Origin of the sequence: Bacillus sp. AY18-3 (genome assembly GCF_008042305.1) — a bacterium.
Taxonomy (GTDB): Bacteria; Bacillota; Bacilli; order Bacillales; family Bacillaceae_G; genus Bacillus_A; species Bacillus_A wiedmannii.
This window is the reverse complement of sequence record NZ_QKQR01000006.1, coordinates 1-21,333: the sequence shown is the minus strand read 5'-3', so window position 1 is coordinate 21,333 and position 21,333 is coordinate 1. Positions and strand designations below refer to the sequence as shown.

Sequence of the window (21,333 nt, the reverse complement as noted above, 5' to 3'; positions counted from 1 at the left end):
GAATGCTTTTTTTCGCTAGCTAATTAGTTTTTTGTAACGTTAGCTGCTTGTGGTCCGCGGTTTCCTTCAACGATTTCGAAAGAAACTTCTTGACCTTCTTCTAAAGTTTTGAAGCCGTCGCCTTGGATAGCTGAGAAATGTACGAATACGTCTTCTCCGCCTTCAACTTCGATGAAGCCAAAACCTTTTTCGCCGTTAAACCATTTAACTTTACCTGTTTGCATGTCATGTACCTCCTAAATAAAAATGAAACTATGAATCCACATGAAAAGGTGGATATAAAGGACATGAATGTATAACAAGCTTACAGCCTTTAATACAACGTGCTTTATTTCCGTACCACATTATGTAGCTCAATAGTATTTTCACTATATCATGCTATGTCAAAAACGTCAAATGAGAACACTTTCACCCCATCGTTTTTTATAATCCTAGTATAACCTTAAATTTTCATTCTATTTTTATTCAAAAATTAACAAATCTACAGTATTCTAATTCCTTTGATTTCTGTACAATATAATTACTACATATGATGAGGTGAAAAAATGCAAGCACATGAAATCGAGTATAAATTATATGGCGATGATATGCAGTTTGTTAAAATTGAATTAGATCCAGAAGAAAGCGTTATCGCAGAGGCTGGCGCAATGATGATGATGGAAGATCATATCGAAATGGAAACCATTTTCGGTGATGGTTCTGGCCCATCTAGTGGTCTATTCGGTAAATTAATGGGCGCTGGTAAGCGTCTTGTTACAGGTGAAAGTATGTTTATGACTGTCTTTACAAATACAGGTCATGGCAAGCGCCACGTATCATTCGCCGCTCCTTATCCAGGAAAAATCATCCCTGTTGATTTAACACAATATCAAGGGAAAGTCGTTTGTCAAAAAGACGCGTTTCTTTGTGCAGCAAAGGGCGTTTCTATCGGAATTGAGTTTACGAAAAAAATTGGAACTGGTTTCTTCGGTGGTGAAGGTTTCATCATGCAGAAACTTGAAGGTGATGGACTCGCTTTCATGCATGCAGGAGGAACTGTATATAAGCGTGAATTAAAACCTGGCGAAAGACTTCGCATCGATACAGGTTGTCTCGTTGCCATGACAAAAGACGTTAACTACGATATCGAGTTCGTTGGAAAAGTAAAAACAGCTCTATTTGGCGGCGAAGGCTTATTCTTCGCAACGTTAGAAGGTCCTGGAACGGTTTGGATTCAGTCCTTAACACTTAGCCGTTTAGCAGCACGTCTTACAAGCCCAGCAGCTCAAAACAGCGGTGAAGGCAGCGTTTTAGGCGGACTTGGACGTTTATTAGATGGAAAAGAGTAAACAGTGCCCTTATGGGGTGCTGTTTTATTTTGGCATGATTCGTCCATAAGTCGCTATAATTTCATCTACTAATTTAAATACGCGATACAAACTATTTGCCCCCTCCAAAAGAATGAATCAAGTCCCTCACTGCATATATTGAACTATACCTTTTCTTAAGGAGGGCTTCCTTAATGCGTACTCCTTTATCCTTCGATAAAGATACCGCCATATTGTTAGCTTCTTGTTGTGAGTTAACGTATGAACAATATAAACAAAATGGGATTTTCGAAATACCGGATGGTTTTCAATATGTACAAGGCTTTCAAGGAAAAACCATTCAAACGACAGAATGGTTCGGATTCATACTAGAATCTGAGGATACGATTATTGTAGCTTTTCGCGGAACACAAACAGATACAGACTGGATTATCGATTCACTCGTTAACCAAAAACCATACCCATATGCTTTAAACAGCGGAAATGTCCATAACGGCTTTCTTTCCATTTATGAATCTTGCCGAGATTCTATTATGGATATGCTCGTATCACTACCAGCCCATAAAAAACTCCTTGCAACAGGTCATAGCTTAGGCGGCGCGCTCGCCACACTACATATACTCGATGCGCGTATCAACACCGCCTTCGCACAGTACGGTCTTTATACATTTGCCTCTCCCAAAGTGGGCGATATTGCATTTCGTAATTATTATAAACTACAAGTAGCTAGTAGCTTTCGCTTCGTTAATCTATTTGATGTCGTTCCTCTTCTCCCTCCGCGCAATGTCCATTTTAATGACCAAGACTGGGAATATGCACACGTTCATCACAACATGACATTTACAAAAAACACAAAATCTATTACAAATAATCATGCCATGACAACATACAAAACATGTCTGACTTCTCATTTTTAACCAGGTAATGATTGGAAACCCTATATCCTTATACTATAATAATATATGAAGTTATTTTTGGATGAGGGGACCTTACATGCTAAAATTTATCTTTGCACTTTTTCTCATTGTAATTTTTACGTTTACAGGTTTCTTTACATTTTCATACTTTGCGACGGGAGAATATGGTGGAACAGGTATCATATATACCGCTATCCCATTTCTTTCTTAAGCAAAAAAAGAAAACCGAGCTTAATGAGATTAAGCTCGGTTTTTAGCAATTATATTCCTCTTTTAAAAGTGAATACACTTTGTCTCCATGAATAAAAGTCCCTTCAAAAGGGACTTTCACTTAATACTGTGTAACGACATTACCAATACTCCAAATCTCATTACTATACTGTAAAATCGTTCGATCACTCGCAAAATGACCAGACTGTGCAATATTTAAAATCGACATTTCTAGCCACTTCGTTCGGTTTTCATACGCTCTACCAACAGCTTCTTGTCTTTCCGCATATGGACCAAAATCTCGCAGAACGAAGTATTCATCATTTTGAATTACGAGAGAATCATAAATCGCTTCAAATTCAGCTCCCGAATGTGCAAAGAAACCATTCGTTAACTGATCTACTACTTTTTTAATATGCATATTGTGGTGATAATAATCACTTGCACGATATCCACCATTTTGATAGTAATGAAGAACCTCTTCCGCTGTTAAGCCAAAAATGAAACAGTTATCATCACCGACCCGGTCTTTTATTTCAACATTAGCTCCGTCTAACGTTCCGAGTGTAATCGCACCATTCATCATAAATTTCATATTCCCTGTTCCTGATGCTTCTTTACTCGCAGTTGAAATTTGCTCACTCACATCCGCAGCTGGGAATATATCTTCCGCTAAAGACACTCGATAGTTTTCTAGAAAGATAACTTTCATATATTGGCTTACGTACGGATCATTATTCACTTTCCTTGCGAGTTCATTGATTAATTTAATAATTTTTTTCGCATAGTAATAGCCAGGTGATGCTTTCGCTCCAAAGATAAAAGTACGCGGATAAAATGTAAAACTAGCATCCTCTTTCAAGCGGTTATACAAATATAAAATATGAAGAACGTTTAATAGTTGTCGTTTGTAAGCATGTAGTCTTTTTACTTGCACATCAAAAATAGAATTAGGATCAATTGTAATCCCCATTTTATTATGAATACGCTCCGCTAAAATCTCTTTACGCTCTTGTTTTACCTCTGCAAATTTCTCTTGAAAACTCGCATCATATTGAACTAATTGTAGCTCTTGAAGCTTAATCGGTTCTTTCTTCCACTCTGTTCCAATCGCCTCCGAAATAAGGTTTGTCAGCTGCGGATTCGCCTTCATTAACCAACGTCTATGAGCGATTCCATTCGTTTTATTATTAAACTTATCTGGATAAAACTCATAAAACAATCGCATTTCACGTTGCTTTAAAATTTCCGTATGAATTTTTGCTACACCATTTACGCTATGGCTACCGACAATTGCTAAATGAGCCATTTTCACAAGATCATGCGCAATAATCGCCATCTCTTCAATACGATGCCATTCATATGGATAACGTTCCCAAAGTTCATGACAGAAACGTTCATTAATCTCTTCAATAATCATATAAATTCTCGGTAATAACGGTTTAAAAATGTGAATTGGCCACTTCTCAAGCGCTTCTGATAACGTCGTATGATTCGTATAAGAAATCGTTTGTGTCGTTATGTGCCAAGCTTCTTCCCATGCTAGTTTTTCTTCATCTAATAAAATACGCATTAGTTCTGGAATCGCCAAAACTGGATGTGTATCATTAATATGAATCGCAATTTTCTCATGTAATTGACGAAGGTCACCATATCTTTCTCTATGCATACGAACGATATTTTGCAAACTTGCTGATACGAGGAAATACTGCTGCTTCAAACGAAGTATTTTCCCCTCATCATGCGTATCATCTGGATATAAAAACTCCGATACCGCCTCTGTTTCACGCTTATATTTCAAAATATCTTTGCAATTTTGCGGGAAAGGAACTGGTTCAGCATTCCAAAGTCTGAGTGTATTTACAGTACTCGTCTCATAACCTACTACTGGAACGTCATATGGTACTGCCATAATCACTTCTGCATTCGTATGCCTGAACTCTAAACGCCCGTCAATGTATAGCGGTTCAACATTGCCGAAATAACTTACCTCTACAGCTTGATCATGCCTTCTTACTTCCCATACGTTTTCATGAAGAAGCCACTGTTCTGGAAATTCAACTTGATAACCATCAACAATTTTTTGATCAAATAAGCCGTGCTTGTAACGAATTCCACAGCCATGACCTGGTAAGTTTAAAGATGCAAGTGAATCAAGGAAACAGGCTGCTAATCGTCCAAGTCCACCATTTCCAAGACCTGCATCTGCTTCCACCTCTTCTAACTGTTGCAAAGAAATCCCAAGCTCAGAAAGTCCTTGCTCACATACATCCCTGATGCCTAAATTTAATATGTTACTTCCAAGCAAACGCCCAAGTAAAAACTCAATGGATAAGTAATACATTTGCTTTTGCTCTCCAGACCGATAACTTTCGTTCGTTGCAATCCATTGACTATTCATATACTCACGTACCATGTACCCAAGCGTATTGTATTGATCACGAGTTGTAGAGTCTTTAAAACTTTTACCATACATCGTCTCTAACTTTTCTAGAAAAGCTGATTTGAAACTTTCAACATGAGTAAACATTTCTTCACCACCTACATGTTATTCCATGAGACTTTTATACAATTTCTTATAGGCAAGAGCTGATTTCTCCCAGCTATAATCTTCAGTCATCGCTTGTTTTACAAGCTGCTCCCATACCGGTTTATCATGATAAAATTCAATCGCACGAAGAACCGTGTGCAACATGTCATGCGCATTAAAGTTCGTGAAACTGAAACCATTTCCTTCTCCAGTTTCTTCATCATAAGATTGTACAGTATCATTTAATCCGCCTGTCTCTCTTACAATCGGAATTGTACCGTACGCTAATGCGATAAGTTGTCCAAGTCCACACGGTTCAAATAGTGATGGCATTAAGAATAAATCACTTCCCGCATACACTTGGTGGGCTAGTTCTTCATTAAATCCGATATACACTTTTACCTTCTCAGGATACTCGTATGCCATCCACTCAAAGAATTGTTCATATTCAGAATCACCTGATCCTAAAATAATACATTGCACATCTTCCTCCATTATTTCGCGGAATACAGTACGTACTAAATCAAGACCTTTTTGCTTCGTTAATCTCGTTACCATCGAAATAATTGGTGTATCTTCTTTTTCTGGCAAACCAAAATAACGCTGCAAGGCGCGTTTATTTTCATTCTTTTCCTCTAATGACTCTGCATCATACTGAGCAGTAATATACGAATCTGTTTCTGGATTATATACGCTCGTATCAATTCCATTTACGATGCCGCTAAGCTTACCATTATTTTTTCGTAACAACCCATCTAACTTCTCACCGAAAAACTCATATTGAATTTCCTCTTTGTATGTCGGGCTAACCGCTGTAATTTGATCAGAAGCAATAATTCCGCCCTTCATAAAGTTCACATTTCCATAAAACTCTAGCTGCTCACTATGAAAATATTCATCACCAAGTTCTAACAAGTCGTACATCACTTCAGGAGGAAATACACCTTGGAACTGCAAATTATGAATCGTATACACCGTTTTAATATGCTCATATAATGGATTATCTTGATACTTTTCACGCAGTAAGAAATTCACCATAGCTGTATGCCAATCGTGGCTATGAAGAACATCCACTTCGAAATCAAGATGCGGAATACACTCTAAAACTGCTTTCGAAAAATAAGAAAAACGCTCTCCGTCATCATAATGACCATATAAAGAATCTCTCTTAAAATAATATTCATTATCTATTAAGTAATACGTAATCCCGTCTTGCTCACCTTTTAAAATTCCGCAATATTGATTTCTCCACCCAAGCGGGACGTTAATTACTTTATGTAACGTACATCCATCCCTTAATTTTTGCGGAATAAGACTATAATTTGGAAGTATAATGCGAACGTCTACGCCTAATTTTTTTAGCTCTTTTGGGAGCGCACCTGCTACATCAGCTAATCCTCCCGATTTAACAAATGGTACACATTCTGATACTGCAAATAAAATATTCACTTGTTGTCCCACTGCACGAAAAGCTTATACGACTTCCCTTGCAGCTTCCTCCCTTCGAGTTTTCATTTGAATGAATGCTTTAATCAGTGGAGGAAAAACCCCCACTGATTCTTTTAAGAATAACTATTAATCGTACTGTTTTGAATGCTTCCTTTTTCTACAACATATGGCTCATCAGCATTTCCTTTTAGTACAACACCGTCACCAATTTTCACGTCTTTATCAATAATAACACCGTCTATTATACAATTATCTCCAATTTTGCTCTTTTGCATAATAATGCTATTACGAACAATTGAGCCTTTTCCAATTTTAACAGAACGGGAGATAACACTATTTTCTACTTCTCCTTCAATAATACTGCCGTTTGCAATCATTGTATTTTTCACGGCTGCACCCTTCAGGTAACGAGTTGGTGGTTCATCTTTTACTTTCGTAAAGATCGGTGCTTCTTTCTTAAATAATTGCTTCCAAATAGCAGGTTGCAAAATTTCTAAGCTATGTTTATAGTAACTTTCAATTGAATCAATAATAGCTACATATCCTGTATGCTCATACGTAGCAATATGCAGTGATTTTCCGCGCTTTTCTCTGACTACATCAAATAAACTGTATTGCTCCACATCTTTATATGTCTCAAATAAATCTAACAATAATTGTTTCTTTAACACGTATGTTTGAAGCGAAACCCCTTCATGGCAAACTTCAGTAATATCAGCTGCCGTATGTATATGTCGCTCTAACACCGCTTGAAAATTTAATGCTGTTACGAGATGGCTATTCGTAATAACAACGTATTCTTCTCTAGCTCTTAAAAAATAATCAATATGTCTTCTAAAATGTGCAAAAGACCCAAATTCATCTTGGTCACATTGGCAATTTGGCGGGAATAAAAACAGTCCGTCTCTTTTTCTATCTAAATCCCACTGTTTTCCTGAACCAACATGGTCCATTAGTGAACGGTTTTTATGACTTGTAAAAACCGCTACACTATGAATATTAGAATTCACCATATTTGAAAGCATGAAATCAATGAGTCGATAACGGCCCCCAAATGGTAACGCCGCTAATGAACGATGCCCTGTTACTTTCTTTAAGGAAGGAAAACTTCCCGTTGCATTAATAATTCCTAACATTTTTTCTCCCATTCATTTCATCCCCCTTTTCTATTTCCCTTCAGCAATGAGTACTACATCGTCGACATTTTTTTCTGGACGAATAATTGTTCCATCTTCAATAACCATTTCCGATCCAACAATCGCTCTTTCAATCACAACATTTTTACCAATCTTCGCTCCTGGCATAACGACAGAATCAATAACCATACTACCTTCTTCCACCGTCACCCCTTGGAATAATACAGAATGCTTCACGTCCCCTTCAATGACGCACCCTTCGTTAATAAGTGATTCTTCTACTTTTGCCTTTTCTGCAATATATTGAGGTGGCTCATTTGGATTCACAGAATAAATACGCCAATTACGATCGTTTAAATTCAGCGATGTTTCATCGCGAAGTAAATCCATATTCGCTTCCCATAAGCTTTTCACCGTTCCAACATCTTTCCAATATCCTTCAAACGGATACGCCATCAGCTTTTTCCCTTCATCTAATAAAAGCGGAAGTACATCTTTTCCGAAATCATTACTAGATTGAGGATTTCTTGCATCCATCTCTAAATACTCTTTCAAAATTGCCCAGTTAAAAATATAAATTCCCATTGATGCAAGATTACTTCTTGGAAATTGCGGTTTCTCTTCAAATTCAACAATCTCCATCTCTTCGTTCGTATTCATAATACCGAAGCGACTCGCTTCATCCCACGGCACTTCAATAACAGAAATCGAAACGTCCGCTTCTTTCTCAATATGGTAATCTAGCATTTTACTGTAATCCATTTTATAAATATGATCGCCTGATAAAATCAGAACATACTCTGGTTCATACTGACTTAAATAGTTTAAGTTTTGATAAATGGCACTTGCTGTACCTGTGTACCACTTCACACCTGAAGACTCCGCATAAGGAGGTAACACTGTGACTCCACCGCTTACTCGGTCTAAATCCCAAGCATTGCCGATTCCGATATAATTATGAAGTTCGAGTGGTTGATATTGCGTCAAAATCCCAACCGTTTCAATACCAGAATTCGCACAGTTACTTAGCGTAAAGTCAATAATGCGATATTTACCACCAAATGGAACAGCTGGCTTGGCTAAATTTTTTGTTAATGCACTTAATCGACTACCTTTTCCCCCTGCTAGTAACATTGCTACGCACTTTTGCTTTTGAGCCATCTTGTTTTTTGCTCCCCTTTCTCGTCTTCACTGGTCGTAATATGGATACGCCAAATGGTGGAATTGTAATTTCTACATGTGCCGCTTGATTATGATACGGTTCTTGAATCGTCTTGAGACGTTTCTTATTCACTTGCCCCGATCCGCCATATTGCTCAGCGTCACTGTTTAAAATCTCGTTATAATACTCGAAATCTGGCAAACCTACTTTATAGTTTTCATATGTAGCTTTCGTAAAATTACATACGACAACTAACGCATCTTCTTGTTTATCCCCTTGGCGGATAAACGAGAAAATACTTTGCTCATGATTATTAGCATCTATCCACTGAAATCCTTCAGGTGAATGATCAAGCTGCCAAAGTGGTTTGGAGCGCTTATACAATGCTATGAGCTCTTTAAAGTAATCATGCATATAACGATGCATTTCAAAATCATGTAAATTCCAATCTAAATCTTCAAGGTCTTTCCACTCATCAAACTGCCCGAATTCTCCACCCATAAAGAGCAATTTCTTCCCTGGATGAGTAAAGAAATATCCATATAATAAACGAAGTTGAGCAAACTTATCCCAGTAATCTCCTGGCATTTTATTTAATAACGACTTCTTCCCATGAACGACTTCATCATGAGAAAGCGGTAATATGAAATTTTCAGAGTAAGCATATATTAAAGAGAACGTCATTTTCTCATGAATATACTTCCTGTACTCAGGCGCACACTCCATATATTTCAGCACATCATTCATCCAGCCCATATTCCATTTGTAATTGAACCCAAGCCCACCTTCATACGTTGGAGCTGTTACAAGTGGCCAAGCTGTTGAATCTTCTGCTGTCATAAGAAAATCTTCATCTTCTGCAAACACCGCTTCATTTAACTCTCGTAAAAATGAAACAGCGTGCTCATTACTTTGCTCTTGTCCTTCTTTATTCCAGTACAGCATATTCGCAACTGCATCCACCCTGAAACCGTCAATGTGGAAATACTTCATCCAAAATAACGCATTTGAAATTAAAAAATTACGTACTTCCCTCTTCCCTAAATCAAAATTAACAGTTCCCCATACTAGGTTTTCTTGTACATCTATATCTTTATATTCATAAGTCGGTGTCCCATCAAACAAATATAAACCGTGAGCATCTTTACAAAAATGCCCCGGCACCCAATCTAAAATGACACCGATTCCATATTTATGACATTCATCGACAAAATACATCAAATCATGTGGCGTGCCGAATCTACTTGTCGCTGCATAATATCCCGTCCCTTGATATCCCCAAGAACGATCATATGGATGCTCAACAAGCGGCATAATTTCAATATGTGTAAATTGATGTTCCACCACATACGGAATGAGCTCCTCGGCCATTTCTCTATAAGAATACAGAGCGCCATCTTCTTTCTTTTTCCAAGAACCGAAATGTAATTCATAAACTGTCATCGCTTCTTTATAAATCGATTTTTTCTTTCTCTTACGAATCCAGTTTTTATCATTCCATTCATATCCCTCTATATCAAAAACTACAGATGCCGTATTTGGTCTTACTTCTGCATATACTGCGTAAGGATCTGCTTTTAAAATAACGTCACCATCCATCGTTTCAATCGCATACTTATATATCTCATTCTCTTCAATATGCGGTACAAACAAGGACCAAATCCCCTCTTCTGTCACTTGTAGCATCTTATGTTGCTCATAATCCCATTCATTAAAATCTCCAACAACACTCATTGCTTTCGCATGAGGAGCCCATACTGTGAATCGTACACCTCGCATCCCATCTTCCGTCACAATATGTGCTCCAAAGATGTTATAACTGTCATAGTACTTTTCTGTATGAAACTCATCTCGTTTCACTTCTTCACAATTTATTACATCCAATATGTTCACCTCACTAAGATGACAGAAATTTTTTACTCTTTATCATTTCTGCGAAAAACTGAAATATCCTTGTTATTTTTTAAAAAATATTCGTTTTTTTCTTTAATTTCGCTTAAAATATTCAAATTTACTGTGTAAAATATCGAATTTTGACGAATATCCATTGCAAACGCTTCATTTCCTACTAGTCTTTCATCCTATTATTTATTTCTCAACCTTTATTTCATTAGATTGATTCTATTTTACTTGCTATTTATCACTTAAAATCACAACAAAATAATCTGTCATAAAAAAATGTTTCTCAACATTTTTTGTCACAATTTTATTGAAATGGAAAATTCATAAGCATATACTTGTTCTCAATAAAGAACTACGAACTCTCGCAAATATAATTCATACTGAAACACTATGTTTACTCTGTCCATGCTTCAGGAAAAAGTTTGATAAAAAATTAAATTAGGAGGCTTTCTTATGTCATTAAAACAAAAGGTTGGAATGGGAGTTGTCACAGCTTCACTTGGCTTATCCCTTACATTCGGCGGTGTATTCGCCTATTTCAGTGATTCTGAAACATCTAGTAACTCATTTCAAGCTGGTACACTAGATCTTTCTATTAACCCAAGTGTAATTGTTAATGTGAAAGATTTAAAACCAGGTGATTTGATTGAAAGAAACTTCAAGCTTGAAAATAAAGGAACATTAGATATTGCAAAAGTAGCACTTGAAACATCCTATGAAGTTACAGATGCAAAGCAAAATAATGATGGTGAAGATTTAGGCGATCACATCATCGTCAAATTTTTAGTGAATGATGGAAAGCCATCTAATCCAAACGATGATCATGAAATTTTGTGGGAAACAAAATTATCAGAATTAAAAACTATGAAACCGGAGGATGTAGCTACTTCTCTAGAACGTCATAACTTAATAGATGGTATTAAATCTGGTGAAACAGATTATTTACACGTTCTCTTCTCCTTTGAAGACAACGACCAAGATCAAAATAAATTCCAGGGTGATTCCCTGCAGCTAAACTGGACATTCCATGCAGAACAAACACCAGGCGTGGAGAAATAATTTTTAAAATATAAATTATCGGAGGCCTATATATGAAAAAGAAAAATCGTTTTGTTACCGGAATTGTGACGGCTGGCGTTCTATTTTCAACTGCCCTTCCGTTCAATGTACTTGCTGAAAACCCTATTAACCAAATTGACTCTTCAAACGCCCAGTCTTTACTATCAAAACTTTCTAAAGAACAGCGCCAAGCATTACAAACGTTAGATGCCAATCCTGGTTTTACTATTTCGCCAGATATTAATACGAGTAGTTCTGAACCAGTAAATATCATTGTAGAATTTCAAACTGCTCCAGTAAAGATTAATGAATTAAAACAAAAAGAAAAAGGATTACAAGCTGCTCCTGAAAATATAAAGGCACGTATTGATCAAGAACATGAGGAATTCCAAAAAGGATTAAAACGCCTTTATCAATTCAGCCCATCAGTAAAATCAGGGAATTTCCAGTCTGTACAAATTAAACGTTCTTATAAGCACGCTATAAATGGTGTTGCGCTAACGTTACCTGCAAATACAGTTGAAGAATTGTTACGCATTGGCGTTGTAAAACGTATTTGGAAAGATTACGAAGTGAAATTAAATTTACCAAAACAAGCAGAGCAGAAAGCACCTCAAAAACTAACAGATAGCATTCCCCAAATTGGGGTAGATAAGTTACATAGCGAGGGCATTACCGGAAAAGGAATTAAAGTTGGTGTACTAGATACAGGTATTGATTACAATCACCCTGACTTAAAAGACGTGTATAAAGGCTATCGCGCAAAATCGGGTGAGGATTCTAGTAAGGTAGACCCAAACTCCGTAAAAGGTTGGGACTTTATTAATAACGATGCAGATCCGATGGAAACAACTTATACAGAGTGGCAACAATCTGGCGCTCCTGAATTTGATGATCGTGGTTCTTCCTTCTATACTGCGCATGGTACTCACGTAGCAGGTATCGTTTCTGCTCAAAAGAAAAATAAATCAGATTCCGCAGTAAAAGGTGTTGCACCTGACATTGAACTGTATAACTATCGTGTACTAGGTCCTTACGGAAGCGGCGATAGTTCTGGTATTATTGCTGCAATCGATAAATCTATTTCTGACGGTATGAACGTCATTAACTTATCGTTAGGTGACGATAGCAACAATCCGCTTGATCCAACGTCTATCGCTGTCAATAACGCAATGCTTTCGGGCGTTGTTACAGTCGTTGCTGCCGGGAACTCTGGCCCAAATCCAGCGACACTTGGGTCACCAGGCGCTTCTCCATTTGCTATTACAGTTGGAGCAAGTGATAGCTCTATTTCATTACCGAAACTATCCGGTCATGCTGGGCAATTACAATTCCCTAACCTAATTTTATTCGGCAAAAACTTCACTGATAAAATAGAAGATTTCAAAGGACAATCTCTCCCTATTGAATCTGTAGGGATCGGTACTCCTGACGAGTTTAGTAAAAAGGATGTAAAAGGAAAAATTGCTCTCGTTGCACGTGGTACAATCTCGTTTGATGAAAAAATCGCAAATGCGAAACAAGCTGGTGCAAAAGCAGTTATTATTTATAACAATGTGGATGGAGAAATTCCTTACTACATTGGCGAAAGTACAAAATACATTCCAGCATTCCGCCTAACGAAAGAAGATGGCGAAAAACTAAAAGCTCAAATTGAACAAGGCAAAACATCCTTAACTTTCGATGAAATCAATTACATTCAAACAAAAGGCGATCATCTTGCAGACTTTAGCTCACGCGGCCCTGTTACATCAAATGATGATATTAAACCTGATATTACAGCGCCTGGTGTTGCGGTACTTTCAACAGTACCTGAATATATTAACGACCCGCAAGAAGGTGAAAACTACGATGTTTCCTATGAACGTATGCAAGGAACATCCATGGCATCTCCTCATATCGCTGGCGTTGCTGCTCTTATTTTGCAAGAACACCCAGAATACTCTCCATTCGATGTAAAGGCATCTCTTATGAACACAGCTGATGATTTAAAAGAAAAGTATTCCGTATATGAAGTTGGAGCTGGACGAGTAGATGCTTATAACTCTGTTCACACGGAAACAAGTTTTAAAGTATTAGATACGACAAAAACAATTGTCAATGATGAAGTGATTGAAGTACCAGAAGAAACTGGATCCATTGCATTCGGTAAATACTATCAAAAAGACGGGGAATCAATTGAACAAAAACGAAAAATTAAAATTGAAAACCGCAATAAACAAGAGAAGAAAGAATTTAAAACAGACATTTCTTATACACCAGCTTCTTCTGCCATTAACGACGCTACCGCAAACGGTGTAAAAATTTCTACTTCTGAAACAATTACGACTGATGCTGGTAAATCAGATGAAATTGAAGCAAAAATTAATATTCCAGCTGGTGCAAAGCAAGGCCGATATGAAGGATATATTCATATTACAAATACAAAAAATAAAGAAGAAACGTATCAAATTCCGTTCTCTATTCGTGTGTCAGAGCCTGGTATTGAAAATGCACTATTATCAAGAAAAACAATCTCAACTGATACATCTACATTCAATCCATACCGCGAATCATATGTTCACGGGGCGTTCCAATTAAATAGCGAACTTGAAACGTTAGATCTTATCGTGAAAGATTCCAAAACAAATAAAGCACTTGGCTTCATCGGAACATTAAACACGAGTGGCTTAAAAACAGATGTGTATTACTATTTAGATTCATTCTTTAACGGCAGAGTGTATCCTTTTACAAATGATCCTGCAAAACCAATTGGTGATGAAAAAATCGACTTACCAGAAGGAGATTACACAATTGAATTTGTTGGCTACGATAAAGCCGGGAAAGCACGTGTGAAAGGTGATTATGTCGTAATTGATAATACACCGCCAGAAGTGAAATTAACTGGATTACAGCCTGGTATTTATGAATTAAATGAAGAAAACTATACAGTAGAAGACGGTAAAAAAGCACTATGGATTAAAGGAAATGTATATGATTCTAACGTTGACTACTTAAGAGGAAAAGGATTAAACATTACGCAAGAAGCGAACGGCGTTATGTACTATGACTATTCTCCCTACTTGCACAAGTTTTTACCTATTACTGAAAATGGTGACTTTAAAGTTGGTATTACACCTGATTCCTTTAAAACTGAAGGTCCAATGAACACAGGCGTATATATTTTCGATTATGCAACTGCAGGTCCTGACTATCCAAGCGGTGTAAATAACTATTGGTTTATTCCGCAAGGTGCACAATATGCAAAAGCTAGTTATGATAAAAAAGAATTATATAAAGATGATGAATTCACTGTGACACTAAACGCCAAACATGTGAAACAATTTGTATCTGGAGAATTTAACGTAAAATTCCTAGAGAAGAACTTCAAATTTGCAAATGCGAAATTGAATCCTGCTTTTGAAAAACTCCTTTCTGAAAAAGGGGTAACCGCAAAAGTAAATGAGCCGAAACTAGAAGAAGGTTCTGTTACAGTAGGCGGAGCTATCGATGATAAAAACTTCGCCGGATTAGATGGTGACTTCCCGTTCATTGATGTAACTTTCAAGGTAGAAAATGATGAGTTTTATGAAGCAAATGCTCAATTAGATTTACCGGTGTTCGTTTACTGGAAACAAGGTGAATCAGAGCCAAGCAGAATGCGTGTGCTTCAAGATCAAACATTCTCAGTTATGTCTTTAAACTCAAAAGTAGAAGGAAATATTAAACCTGGTGCATTCTTAAATGAACGTGGATATTTAGATGAGAAATTCGATTATACAAAGCTTGGTGTAAAAGTATATGCAACAGATTCTTACCGTCATAAGTTTGAAGGCTCACTTGATAAATACGGTTACTTCAAATTGAATGGACTTCCTGTTAATAAACGTGATTATAACTTATACGTGGAGGTTCCAGGACATTTAACAAGCCGACTAACTACAAAACTAGGTACTGAAAAAGATGGTAAACTACTTGGTCAATATTATTATGCACGACCTGACGAAAACCTTGCTGGCGATGTAAATGCTGATAAAGTAATTGATATGAAAGATGCTGAAATTATCGCTAGCAACTATGGTAAAAAAGGACTATCTGTGAAAGACGGCGACCTTAACAAAGATGGCATTGTCGACGAAAAAGATATTCGTTTCGTTGAAAAGAACTTCTTGAAAAAAGGACCAGATGCATCTAAATCACAAATACCTGTTGAAAAATCAAAAAGCGGTACACTGGCAGATATTTTAAAGAAATTAGGATTAACACCTAAAAAATAATAATAAAGAGCACTCTATATAAAGTAGAGTGCTCTTTTCTATAAACGACCCTTATCCAGCAAAAGGGGTATATTGGGGATATACAAGGGAAACCGGAAAAGGAATTTATATTAAATTATATAAAAACTCAGAGGTAGGAAGCAGTTTCCCGCCTCTGAATTATTTAGCAATTATTATAGTACTGGTGCCATTGTTTCTTTTAATACTTTTACAGAATGAGCGAATTTCGCTTTTTCTTCTTCATTTAGCTCAAGTTCTACGATTTCACGTACACCTTCGCGGTTAATAACAGCTGGAACACCTACGAAAGCATCTTTCTCACCATATTGTCCTTCAAGGTATGCAGATACAGTTAATACGCTGTTCTCGTTGCTTAAGATTGCTTTAGTTACACGAAGTAGTGACATACCGATTCCGTAGTAAGTTGCACCTTTACGCTCGATGATATGGTAAGCTGCATCGCGTACATTTTCGAAGATTTTATCTAAGTCTTCTTGTTTGTACTGTTCGTTGTTAGCTAAGATTGTTTCTAGTTTTTGTACACCGATAGTAGCGTGGCTCCATACTGGAAGTTCAGTGTCACCGTGTTCACCAACGATGTAAGCATGAACGTTACGTGGATCTACATCTAAGTAGTCACCTAACATGTAACGGAAACGAGCAGAGTCTAAAGTAGTACCAGAACCGATTACGCGCTCTTTTGGTAAACCAGATTCTTTCCAAGTTACGTAAGTTAAAATATCAACTGGGTTAGTTGCGATTAAGAAGATTCCATCGAACCCGCTATCCATAATGCCGCGAACGATTTGTTTAAAGATCTTTGTATTTTTCTCAACTAAGTCTAAACGAGTTTCACCTGGCTTTTGTGGTAATCCAGCAGTGATAACAACTAGATCTGCATCTTTACAATCTGCATAGCTACCGCTCCAAACTTTTGTTGGTGATGGAGAGAATGGTACCGCATGGCTTAAGTCCATTGCTTCCCCTTCTGCTTTTGCTTCATTAACATCTACTAATACGAATTCTTCAGCTACACCTTGGTTGATCATTGAGTAAGCGTAACTACAACCTACAGCTCCTGTTCCTACTAATACTACACGATTGATACCTTTTTTCATGGTAATTTCCCCTCTCTATTGTTCACATATATTTTTTTATGATTGTTTAAGTAATTAATTAAAATACTAATTTAATGTTGTTTAACTTCTTTACATTCATATTGTAGCACGTATTATTGTGAATTACTTCACAAATTATGACCTATTTGTGAACTTTTTCACATAGAGTGTAAAGTTGATGGAATAGGTGTGGAATCCATCTCAATGGAGACGTTTTCTTTAGATTGTGAAAGGGATTTTCTTATGTTTTTGTCGGTAAGTGAAATTATATCAGCGATTTTTTAAATATATGGACCGTAACTCCAAATATATCAGCGATTTTTGCAATATATCGACTTACCGACAAAAACCGACAATGATAACAGCATAACAAACGCCATCCTTTCTGTATATTTCTACAAAAAGAATAGCGTCTTTTGATTATATGGATACAAATTTATCTTAGCTGGACAGCGATGTTTTTTCCATACACGTCAAATTAACATACCGTCATTTATTAACAGTCAATAAACATGTGAACCTAGCAAAGCTCTTTAATTATTGTAGCAACACAGTCGTTTTTAAATCTTCAGCACCTCCATTTTTTAATGTATCATTTAGACCACTAAGATACGTAGGTTCAATTGTTAAGGATTTTGGAGGATTATCCATTGGTGGAAGAGCTAAAACAATATGGTGTCCGTATAGTCCCGTGCTACCAACTTGCAAGCTGACTCCTTCGTAGATTTTTCCTTTATCATCAGTTACGGTATAATCAAGTGCTGGCCAGCTATCATTAGCTTCCATTTCTTTTGGATAATCAAAGGTCAAATCAATCCTCGTTGAAAGTGAAGAAAAGGTTACTTGATTTACTGTTAATGCATATAAATTATCTTTCGTTAATGTTTTTATATTAGGAGTGAATTTATGAATCTCACCTTCAACTTTTGTAAGAGGAAATGCTACGTTCCATATTCCTGTTTGTTCAAATAAATCTTTCCCATGGACGGAAATATCAATTTTATCACCAAATTCACCGTAATTAGCCAGAGTAAATTCATGCTGCTCAATAATGGTGTTTTGTCCTTTTGACTTCTGTGAAGTAGAACCAATTGCAGCTCTGACTTCTTTCCCATTAATGGTTATATAACTAAATCCAGCTTTCTCTTCATTACTTTTGGAAATAGGATTCTCTCCTTTGTATTCCACCGTGACCACTAAACGTCCACCATCGTAAACAGCTTCTTTCACATTCATCGTTAAACCACTATGACTATCTCGTCTCTCAATTGATGTGGCAAGCTCATCCTTTTCAATTTTATCAGAAGCAATATCATTAAATTGTTCATAAATGGAGCCTATAACTGGAACACCCGATAATGTCTTTGCCATAATAGGAGAAATGAATCCAAAACCTAAGAGAGAAACACATATTCCACAAGCAATAAGACTAGAATACTTAATTGTTTTTTTTCTACGGTACTGATTTTTCTTAGCTTGAAGCATGGCTGTTTTTTCTCTTTGAATTAACCGATCTTCTGGTATAGGAATATCATTGATATGGTGATTAATTTCTTCTTTATTCATAACTATATCCCTCCTTTAAAATGGGGCGTAAGGCTTGCTTTGCTCGATGTAATTGAGATTTTACCGTTCCTTCTGGAGAATTAAGAACCTCAGCAATTTCCTTAATAGATAAATCGTGATAATACCTTAATAAAATAATGGTTTTGTAAGTAGGGTCTAAGAAATTAAATGCCTCGGTTAAATCCAGCGATTGCTCTAATTTATTCATGCTCTCTTCTGTACATAAATTAGATAACATTTCATCATTCGCAACAAATTGTCTAGAGGACTTTCTTACAAAATCAATGGATTTAAAAACAAGAATTTTAGTAATCCAACTTTGAAATTTCTCCGGCTTTTTTAATTTTCTCAATGAAAGATATGCTTCATAAATTGTTTCTTGGTATATATCCAGTGCATCTTGTTCATTTCTTACATAAGAATAGGCTGTTCGATATAGCTTTGGGCGAACAAAAGTAATAAGTTGTTCAAATGCTTGATCATTTCCTCTTGTTGCTTGGTTTACTAGATAGGCTATGTCCATTTTTATTTCTTCCTCCCTTTACTAATATAGTCGAATGAGAGAATAAAAAGGTTGCAAAAATAAATGCATATATATAAATCTCCTACAACTTATTGCAATAATTACTATCAAGCATTAAAGACACAAAAAACCCATAAAAAAAGCAGACTATCCAAAGTCCGCTTTTACACAACAAAAAAGAGATAGCAGATTATGCTATCTCTTTTAGTATGACCCGTACGGGATTCGAACCCGTGTTACCGCCGTGAAAGGGCGGTGTCTTAACCACTTGACCAACGGGCCAATTCTGGCAGAGAAGAAGGGATTCGAACCCTCGCACCGCGTTCGCGATCTACTCCCTTAGCAGGGGAGCCCCTTGAGCCACTTGGGTACTTCTCTATAATATGGCTCCGCAGGTAGGACTCGAACCTACGACCGATCGGTTAACAGCCGATAGCTCTACCACTGAGCTACTGCGGAATAATTATGGTGGGCCTAAATGGACTCGAACCATCGACCTCACGCTTATCAGGCGTGCGCTCTAACCAGCTGAGCTATAGGCCCATAATTGAAAAGCGGGTGAAGAGAATCGAACTCTCGACCAGAGCTTGGAAGGCTCTTGTTTTACCACTAAACTACACCCGCATTAAATTGTAAATGGTGAGCCATGAAGGATTCGAACCTTCGACCCTCTGATTAAAAGTCAGATGCTCTACCAACTGAGCTAATGGCTCATTTTGAAAGTGGTGCCGACTAGAGGACTTGAACCCCCAACCTACTGATTACAAGTCAGTTGCTCTACCAGTTGAGCTAAGTCGGCTTGCGACTTCAAAATGGTGGCTCGGGACGGAATCGAACCGCCGACACGAGGATTTTCAGTCCTCTGCTCTACCGACTGAGCTACCGAGCCTTTATGTAAAAAAATGGCGGTCCCGACCGGGGTCGAACCGGCGATCTCCTGCGTGACAGGCAGGCATGTTAACCACTACACCACGGGACCATTTGGTTGCGGGGACAGGATTTGAACCTGCGACCTTCGGGTTATGAGCCCGACGAGCTACCGTGCTGCTCCACCCCGCGATGATAAAATATTTAATTTAGAAAAAATGGAGGAGGTAGAGGGATTCGAACCCCCGCGCGACTCTCGCCGCCTGTCGGTTTTCAAGACCGATCCCTTCAGCCGAACTTGGGTATACCTCCGAGATATAAAGCTTTAGTGGTGGACCTTGTAGGACTCGAACCTACGACCGGACGGTTATGAGCCGTCTGCTCTAACCAGCTGAGCTAAAGGTCCTTTATGGTAGCGGCGGAGGGGATCGAACCCCCGACCTCACGGGTATGAACCGTACGCTCTAGCCAGCTGAGCTACACCGCCATAAAATATATTAAAATAAGTGGAGCCTAGCGGGATCGAACCGCTGACCTCCTGCGTGCAAGGCAGGCGCTCTCCCAGCTGAGCTAAGGCCCCGTGTTTTTGGAAAATCGGGAAGACAGGATTTGAACCTGCGACCCCCTGGTCCCAAACCAGGTGCTCTACCAAGCTGAGCCACTTCCCGTTAATAAAAGCGCGCCCGAGAGGAGTCGAACCCCTAACCTCTTGATCCGTAGTCAAACGCTCTATCCAATTGAGCTACGGGCGCATATGGTGCCGAGGGCGGGGGTCGAACCCGCACGGTGGTCACCCACCGCAGGATTTTAAGTCCTGTGCGTCTGCCTGTTCCGCCACCCCGGCATGTCATATTGAAAATTGGAGCGGAAGACGGGATTCGAACCCGCGACCCCAACCTTGGCAAGGTTGTATTCTACCACTGAACTACTTCCGCAAGACATGTTTGAGTTATTTTATTAAAAGTGCGGGTGAAGGGAGTCGAACCCCCACGCCAAAGGCGCTAGATCCTAAGTCTAGTGCGTCTGCCAATTCCGCCACACCCGCATATTAATTATTCAAAGAAAAAATGGGGCGACTGATGGGAATCGAACCCACGAATGCCGGAGCCACAATCCGGTGCGTTAACCACTTCGCCACAACCGCCATGATTTTCTGGTGCCGACTAGAGGACTTGAACCCCCAACCTACTGATTACAAGTCAGTTGCTCTACCAATTGAGCTAAGTCGGCTAAATGGTGGAGGATGACGGGATCGAACCGCCGACCCCCTGCTTGTAAGGCAGGTGCTCTCCCAGCTGAGCTAATCCTCCAATTGCCTGGCAACGTCCTAC

At 38.1% G+C, this 21,333-nt stretch carries 14 protein-coding genes and 22 tRNA genes; 5 read left to right on the top strand and 31 right to left on the bottom strand.

From position 1 onward, the window contains the following. Window positions 1-23: 23 nt before the first annotated feature. The gene (gene cspD, locus DM800_RS05305; RefSeq protein ID WP_001193052.1) at window positions 24-224 is read right to left on the bottom strand and encodes a cold-shock protein CspD; all 201 of its coding nucleotides are present in this window, start codon (window positions 222-224) and stop codon (window positions 24-26) included. Between the two features lie 321 nt (window positions 225-545). Here cspD and DM800_RS05300 point away from each other — a divergent pair, with 321 nt between their 5' ends. The 3 genes from DM800_RS05300 (at window position 546) to DM800_RS29535 (ending at window position 2,435) form a co-directional block, all read left to right on the top strand. Beyond that, a complete protein-coding gene (locus DM800_RS05300; RefSeq protein ID WP_147786536.1) occupies window positions 546-1,328 on the top strand; it encodes a TIGR00266 family protein in 783 nt (260 codons plus the stop codon). A 173-nt stretch (window positions 1,329-1,501) separates the two neighbouring features. Next, entirely contained in the window at window positions 1,502-2,224 is a 723-nt protein-coding gene (locus DM800_RS05295) for a lipase family protein (protein WP_001260119.1), read from the top strand. A 76-nt stretch (window positions 2,225-2,300) separates the two neighbouring features. Further along, entirely contained in the window at window positions 2,301-2,435 is a 135-nt protein-coding gene (locus DM800_RS29535) for a hypothetical protein (protein ID WP_000911073.1), read from the top strand. Window positions 2,436-2,555: 120 nt separating this feature from the next. Here DM800_RS29535 and glgP read toward each other — a convergent pair whose 3' ends face one another. The 5 genes from glgP to glgB form a co-directional block, all read right to left on the bottom strand. After that, window positions 2,556-4,964 carry a glycogen phosphorylase gene (gene glgP / locus DM800_RS05290; RefSeq protein WP_064474435.1) on the bottom strand — a complete coding sequence of 803 codons (2,409 nt, stop codon included), beginning with the start codon at window positions 4,962-4,964 and terminating at the stop codon, window positions 2,556-2,558. A gap of 18 nt (window positions 4,965-4,982) precedes the next feature. Continuing rightward, window positions 4,983-6,413 carry a glycogen synthase GlgA gene (glgA, locus tag DM800_RS05285; protein ID WP_002203738.1) on the bottom strand — a complete coding sequence of 477 codons (1,431 nt, stop codon included), beginning with the start codon at window positions 6,411-6,413 and terminating at the stop codon, window positions 4,983-4,985. 113 nt (window positions 6,414-6,526) lie between these two features. Then, window positions 6,527-7,561, bottom strand: a complete 1,035-nt coding sequence (gene glgD, locus DM800_RS05280) for a glucose-1-phosphate adenylyltransferase subunit GlgD (protein WP_000504142.1) — start codon at window positions 7,559-7,561, stop codon at window positions 6,527-6,529. A gap of 18 nt (window positions 7,562-7,579) precedes the next feature. After that, complete coding sequence (glgC, locus tag DM800_RS05275; RefSeq protein WP_147786535.1) at window positions 7,580-8,710, bottom strand: glucose-1-phosphate adenylyltransferase; 1,131 nt, start codon at window positions 8,708-8,710, stop codon at window positions 7,580-7,582. Then, window positions 8,658-10,595 (bottom strand): 1,4-alpha-glucan branching protein GlgB, encoded by a 1,938-nt coding sequence (gene glgB, locus DM800_RS05270; RefSeq protein ID WP_060486611.1) that lies wholly within the window; start codon window positions 10,593-10,595, stop codon window positions 8,658-8,660. Before glgB ends, glgC begins: the two co-directional genes overlap by 53 nt. 471 nt (window positions 10,596-11,066) lie before the next feature. Between glgB and DM800_RS05265 the strand changes: the two genes are divergently transcribed. Both DM800_RS05265 and DM800_RS05260 read left to right on the top strand, forming a co-directional pair. Then, window positions 11,067-11,672, top strand: coding sequence for a CalY family protein (locus DM800_RS05265; protein WP_061679984.1), 606 nt, complete (start codon window positions 11,067-11,069; stop codon window positions 11,670-11,672). 32 nt (window positions 11,673-11,704) lie between these two features. Then, on the top strand, window positions 11,705-15,928 hold the full coding sequence (locus tag DM800_RS05260) for a S8 family serine peptidase (protein WP_147786534.1): 4,224 nt from the start codon (window positions 11,705-11,707) through the stop codon (window positions 15,926-15,928). A gap of 173 nt (window positions 15,929-16,101) precedes the next feature. On the opposite strand, the gene DM800_RS05250 is transcribed toward DM800_RS05260, so the two are convergent. From DM800_RS05250 to DM800_RS05130, 25 genes are all read right to left on the bottom strand, one after another. Next, window positions 16,102-17,046, bottom strand: a complete 945-nt coding sequence (locus DM800_RS05250) for an L-lactate dehydrogenase (protein ID WP_060632710.1) — start codon at window positions 17,044-17,046, stop codon at window positions 16,102-16,104. 537 nt (window positions 17,047-17,583) lie between these two features. Beyond that, window positions 17,584-18,612 carry a DUF4179 domain-containing protein gene (locus DM800_RS05245; protein ID WP_147786533.1) on the bottom strand — a complete coding sequence of 343 codons (1,029 nt, stop codon included), beginning with the start codon at window positions 18,610-18,612 and terminating at the stop codon, window positions 17,584-17,586. Beyond that, window positions 18,605-19,135, bottom strand: coding sequence for a sigma-70 family RNA polymerase sigma factor (locus tag DM800_RS05240; RefSeq protein ID WP_087984940.1), 531 nt, complete (start codon window positions 19,133-19,135; stop codon window positions 18,605-18,607). The genes DM800_RS05245 and DM800_RS05240 overlap by 8 nt, the downstream gene beginning before the upstream one ends. Window positions 19,136-19,345: 210 nt before the next feature. Beyond that, window positions 19,346-19,417 (bottom strand) — tRNA-Glu (locus DM800_RS05235). Between the two features lie 5 nt (window positions 19,418-19,422). Continuing rightward, window positions 19,423-19,513 (bottom strand) — tRNA-Ser (locus tag DM800_RS05230). Window positions 19,514-19,519: 6 nt separating this feature from the next. Then, window positions 19,520-19,594 (bottom strand) — tRNA-Asn (locus tag DM800_RS05225). Window positions 19,595-19,601: 7 nt separating this feature from the next. Next, window positions 19,602-19,678, bottom strand: a tRNA-Ile gene (locus DM800_RS05220). A gap of 10 nt (window positions 19,679-19,688) precedes the next feature. Next, a tRNA-Gly gene (locus DM800_RS05215) sits at window positions 19,689-19,759 on the bottom strand. Between the two features lie 13 nt (window positions 19,760-19,772). After that, a tRNA-Lys gene (locus tag DM800_RS05210) sits at window positions 19,773-19,848 on the bottom strand. Window positions 19,849-19,858: 10 nt separating this feature from the next. Next, a tRNA-Thr gene (locus DM800_RS05205) sits at window positions 19,859-19,934 on the bottom strand. A gap of 14 nt (window positions 19,935-19,948) precedes the next feature. Further along, window positions 19,949-20,024 (bottom strand) — tRNA-Phe (locus DM800_RS05200). Between the two features lie 14 nt (window positions 20,025-20,038). Next, window positions 20,039-20,114 (bottom strand) — tRNA-Asp (locus DM800_RS05195). A gap of 3 nt (window positions 20,115-20,117) precedes the next feature. Beyond that, window positions 20,118-20,194, bottom strand: a tRNA-Met gene (locus DM800_RS05190). 27 nt (window positions 20,195-20,221) lie between these two features. Further along, window positions 20,222-20,314, bottom strand: a tRNA-Ser gene (locus DM800_RS05185). 17 nt (window positions 20,315-20,331) lie between these two features. Then, window positions 20,332-20,408 (bottom strand) — tRNA-Ile (locus DM800_RS05180). A 4-nt stretch (window positions 20,409-20,412) separates the two neighbouring features. Then, window positions 20,413-20,489, bottom strand: a tRNA-Met gene (locus DM800_RS05175). Window positions 20,490-20,509: 20 nt separating this feature from the next. After that, a tRNA-Ala gene (locus DM800_RS05170) sits at window positions 20,510-20,582 on the bottom strand. A 14-nt stretch (window positions 20,583-20,596) separates the two neighbouring features. Further along, window positions 20,597-20,670, bottom strand: a tRNA-Pro gene (locus tag DM800_RS05165). A 10-nt stretch (window positions 20,671-20,680) separates the two neighbouring features. Further along, a tRNA-Arg gene (locus DM800_RS05160) sits at window positions 20,681-20,754 on the bottom strand. A gap of 3 nt (window positions 20,755-20,757) precedes the next feature. Further along, window positions 20,758-20,846, bottom strand: a tRNA-Leu gene (locus tag DM800_RS05155). A 16-nt stretch (window positions 20,847-20,862) separates the two neighbouring features. After that, a tRNA-Gly gene (locus DM800_RS05150) sits at window positions 20,863-20,937 on the bottom strand. 29 nt (window positions 20,938-20,966) lie between these two features. Beyond that, a tRNA-Leu gene (locus tag DM800_RS05145) sits at window positions 20,967-21,047 on the bottom strand. Window positions 21,048-21,070: 23 nt separating this feature from the next. After that, window positions 21,071-21,146: transfer RNA gene (locus DM800_RS05140), tRNA-His, on the bottom strand. A 10-nt stretch (window positions 21,147-21,156) separates the two neighbouring features. Continuing rightward, a tRNA-Thr gene (locus tag DM800_RS05135) sits at window positions 21,157-21,232 on the bottom strand. A 4-nt stretch (window positions 21,233-21,236) separates the two neighbouring features. Continuing rightward, window positions 21,237-21,312: transfer RNA gene (locus DM800_RS05130), tRNA-Val, on the bottom strand. Between the last annotated feature and the right edge of the window lie 21 nt (window positions 21,313-21,333).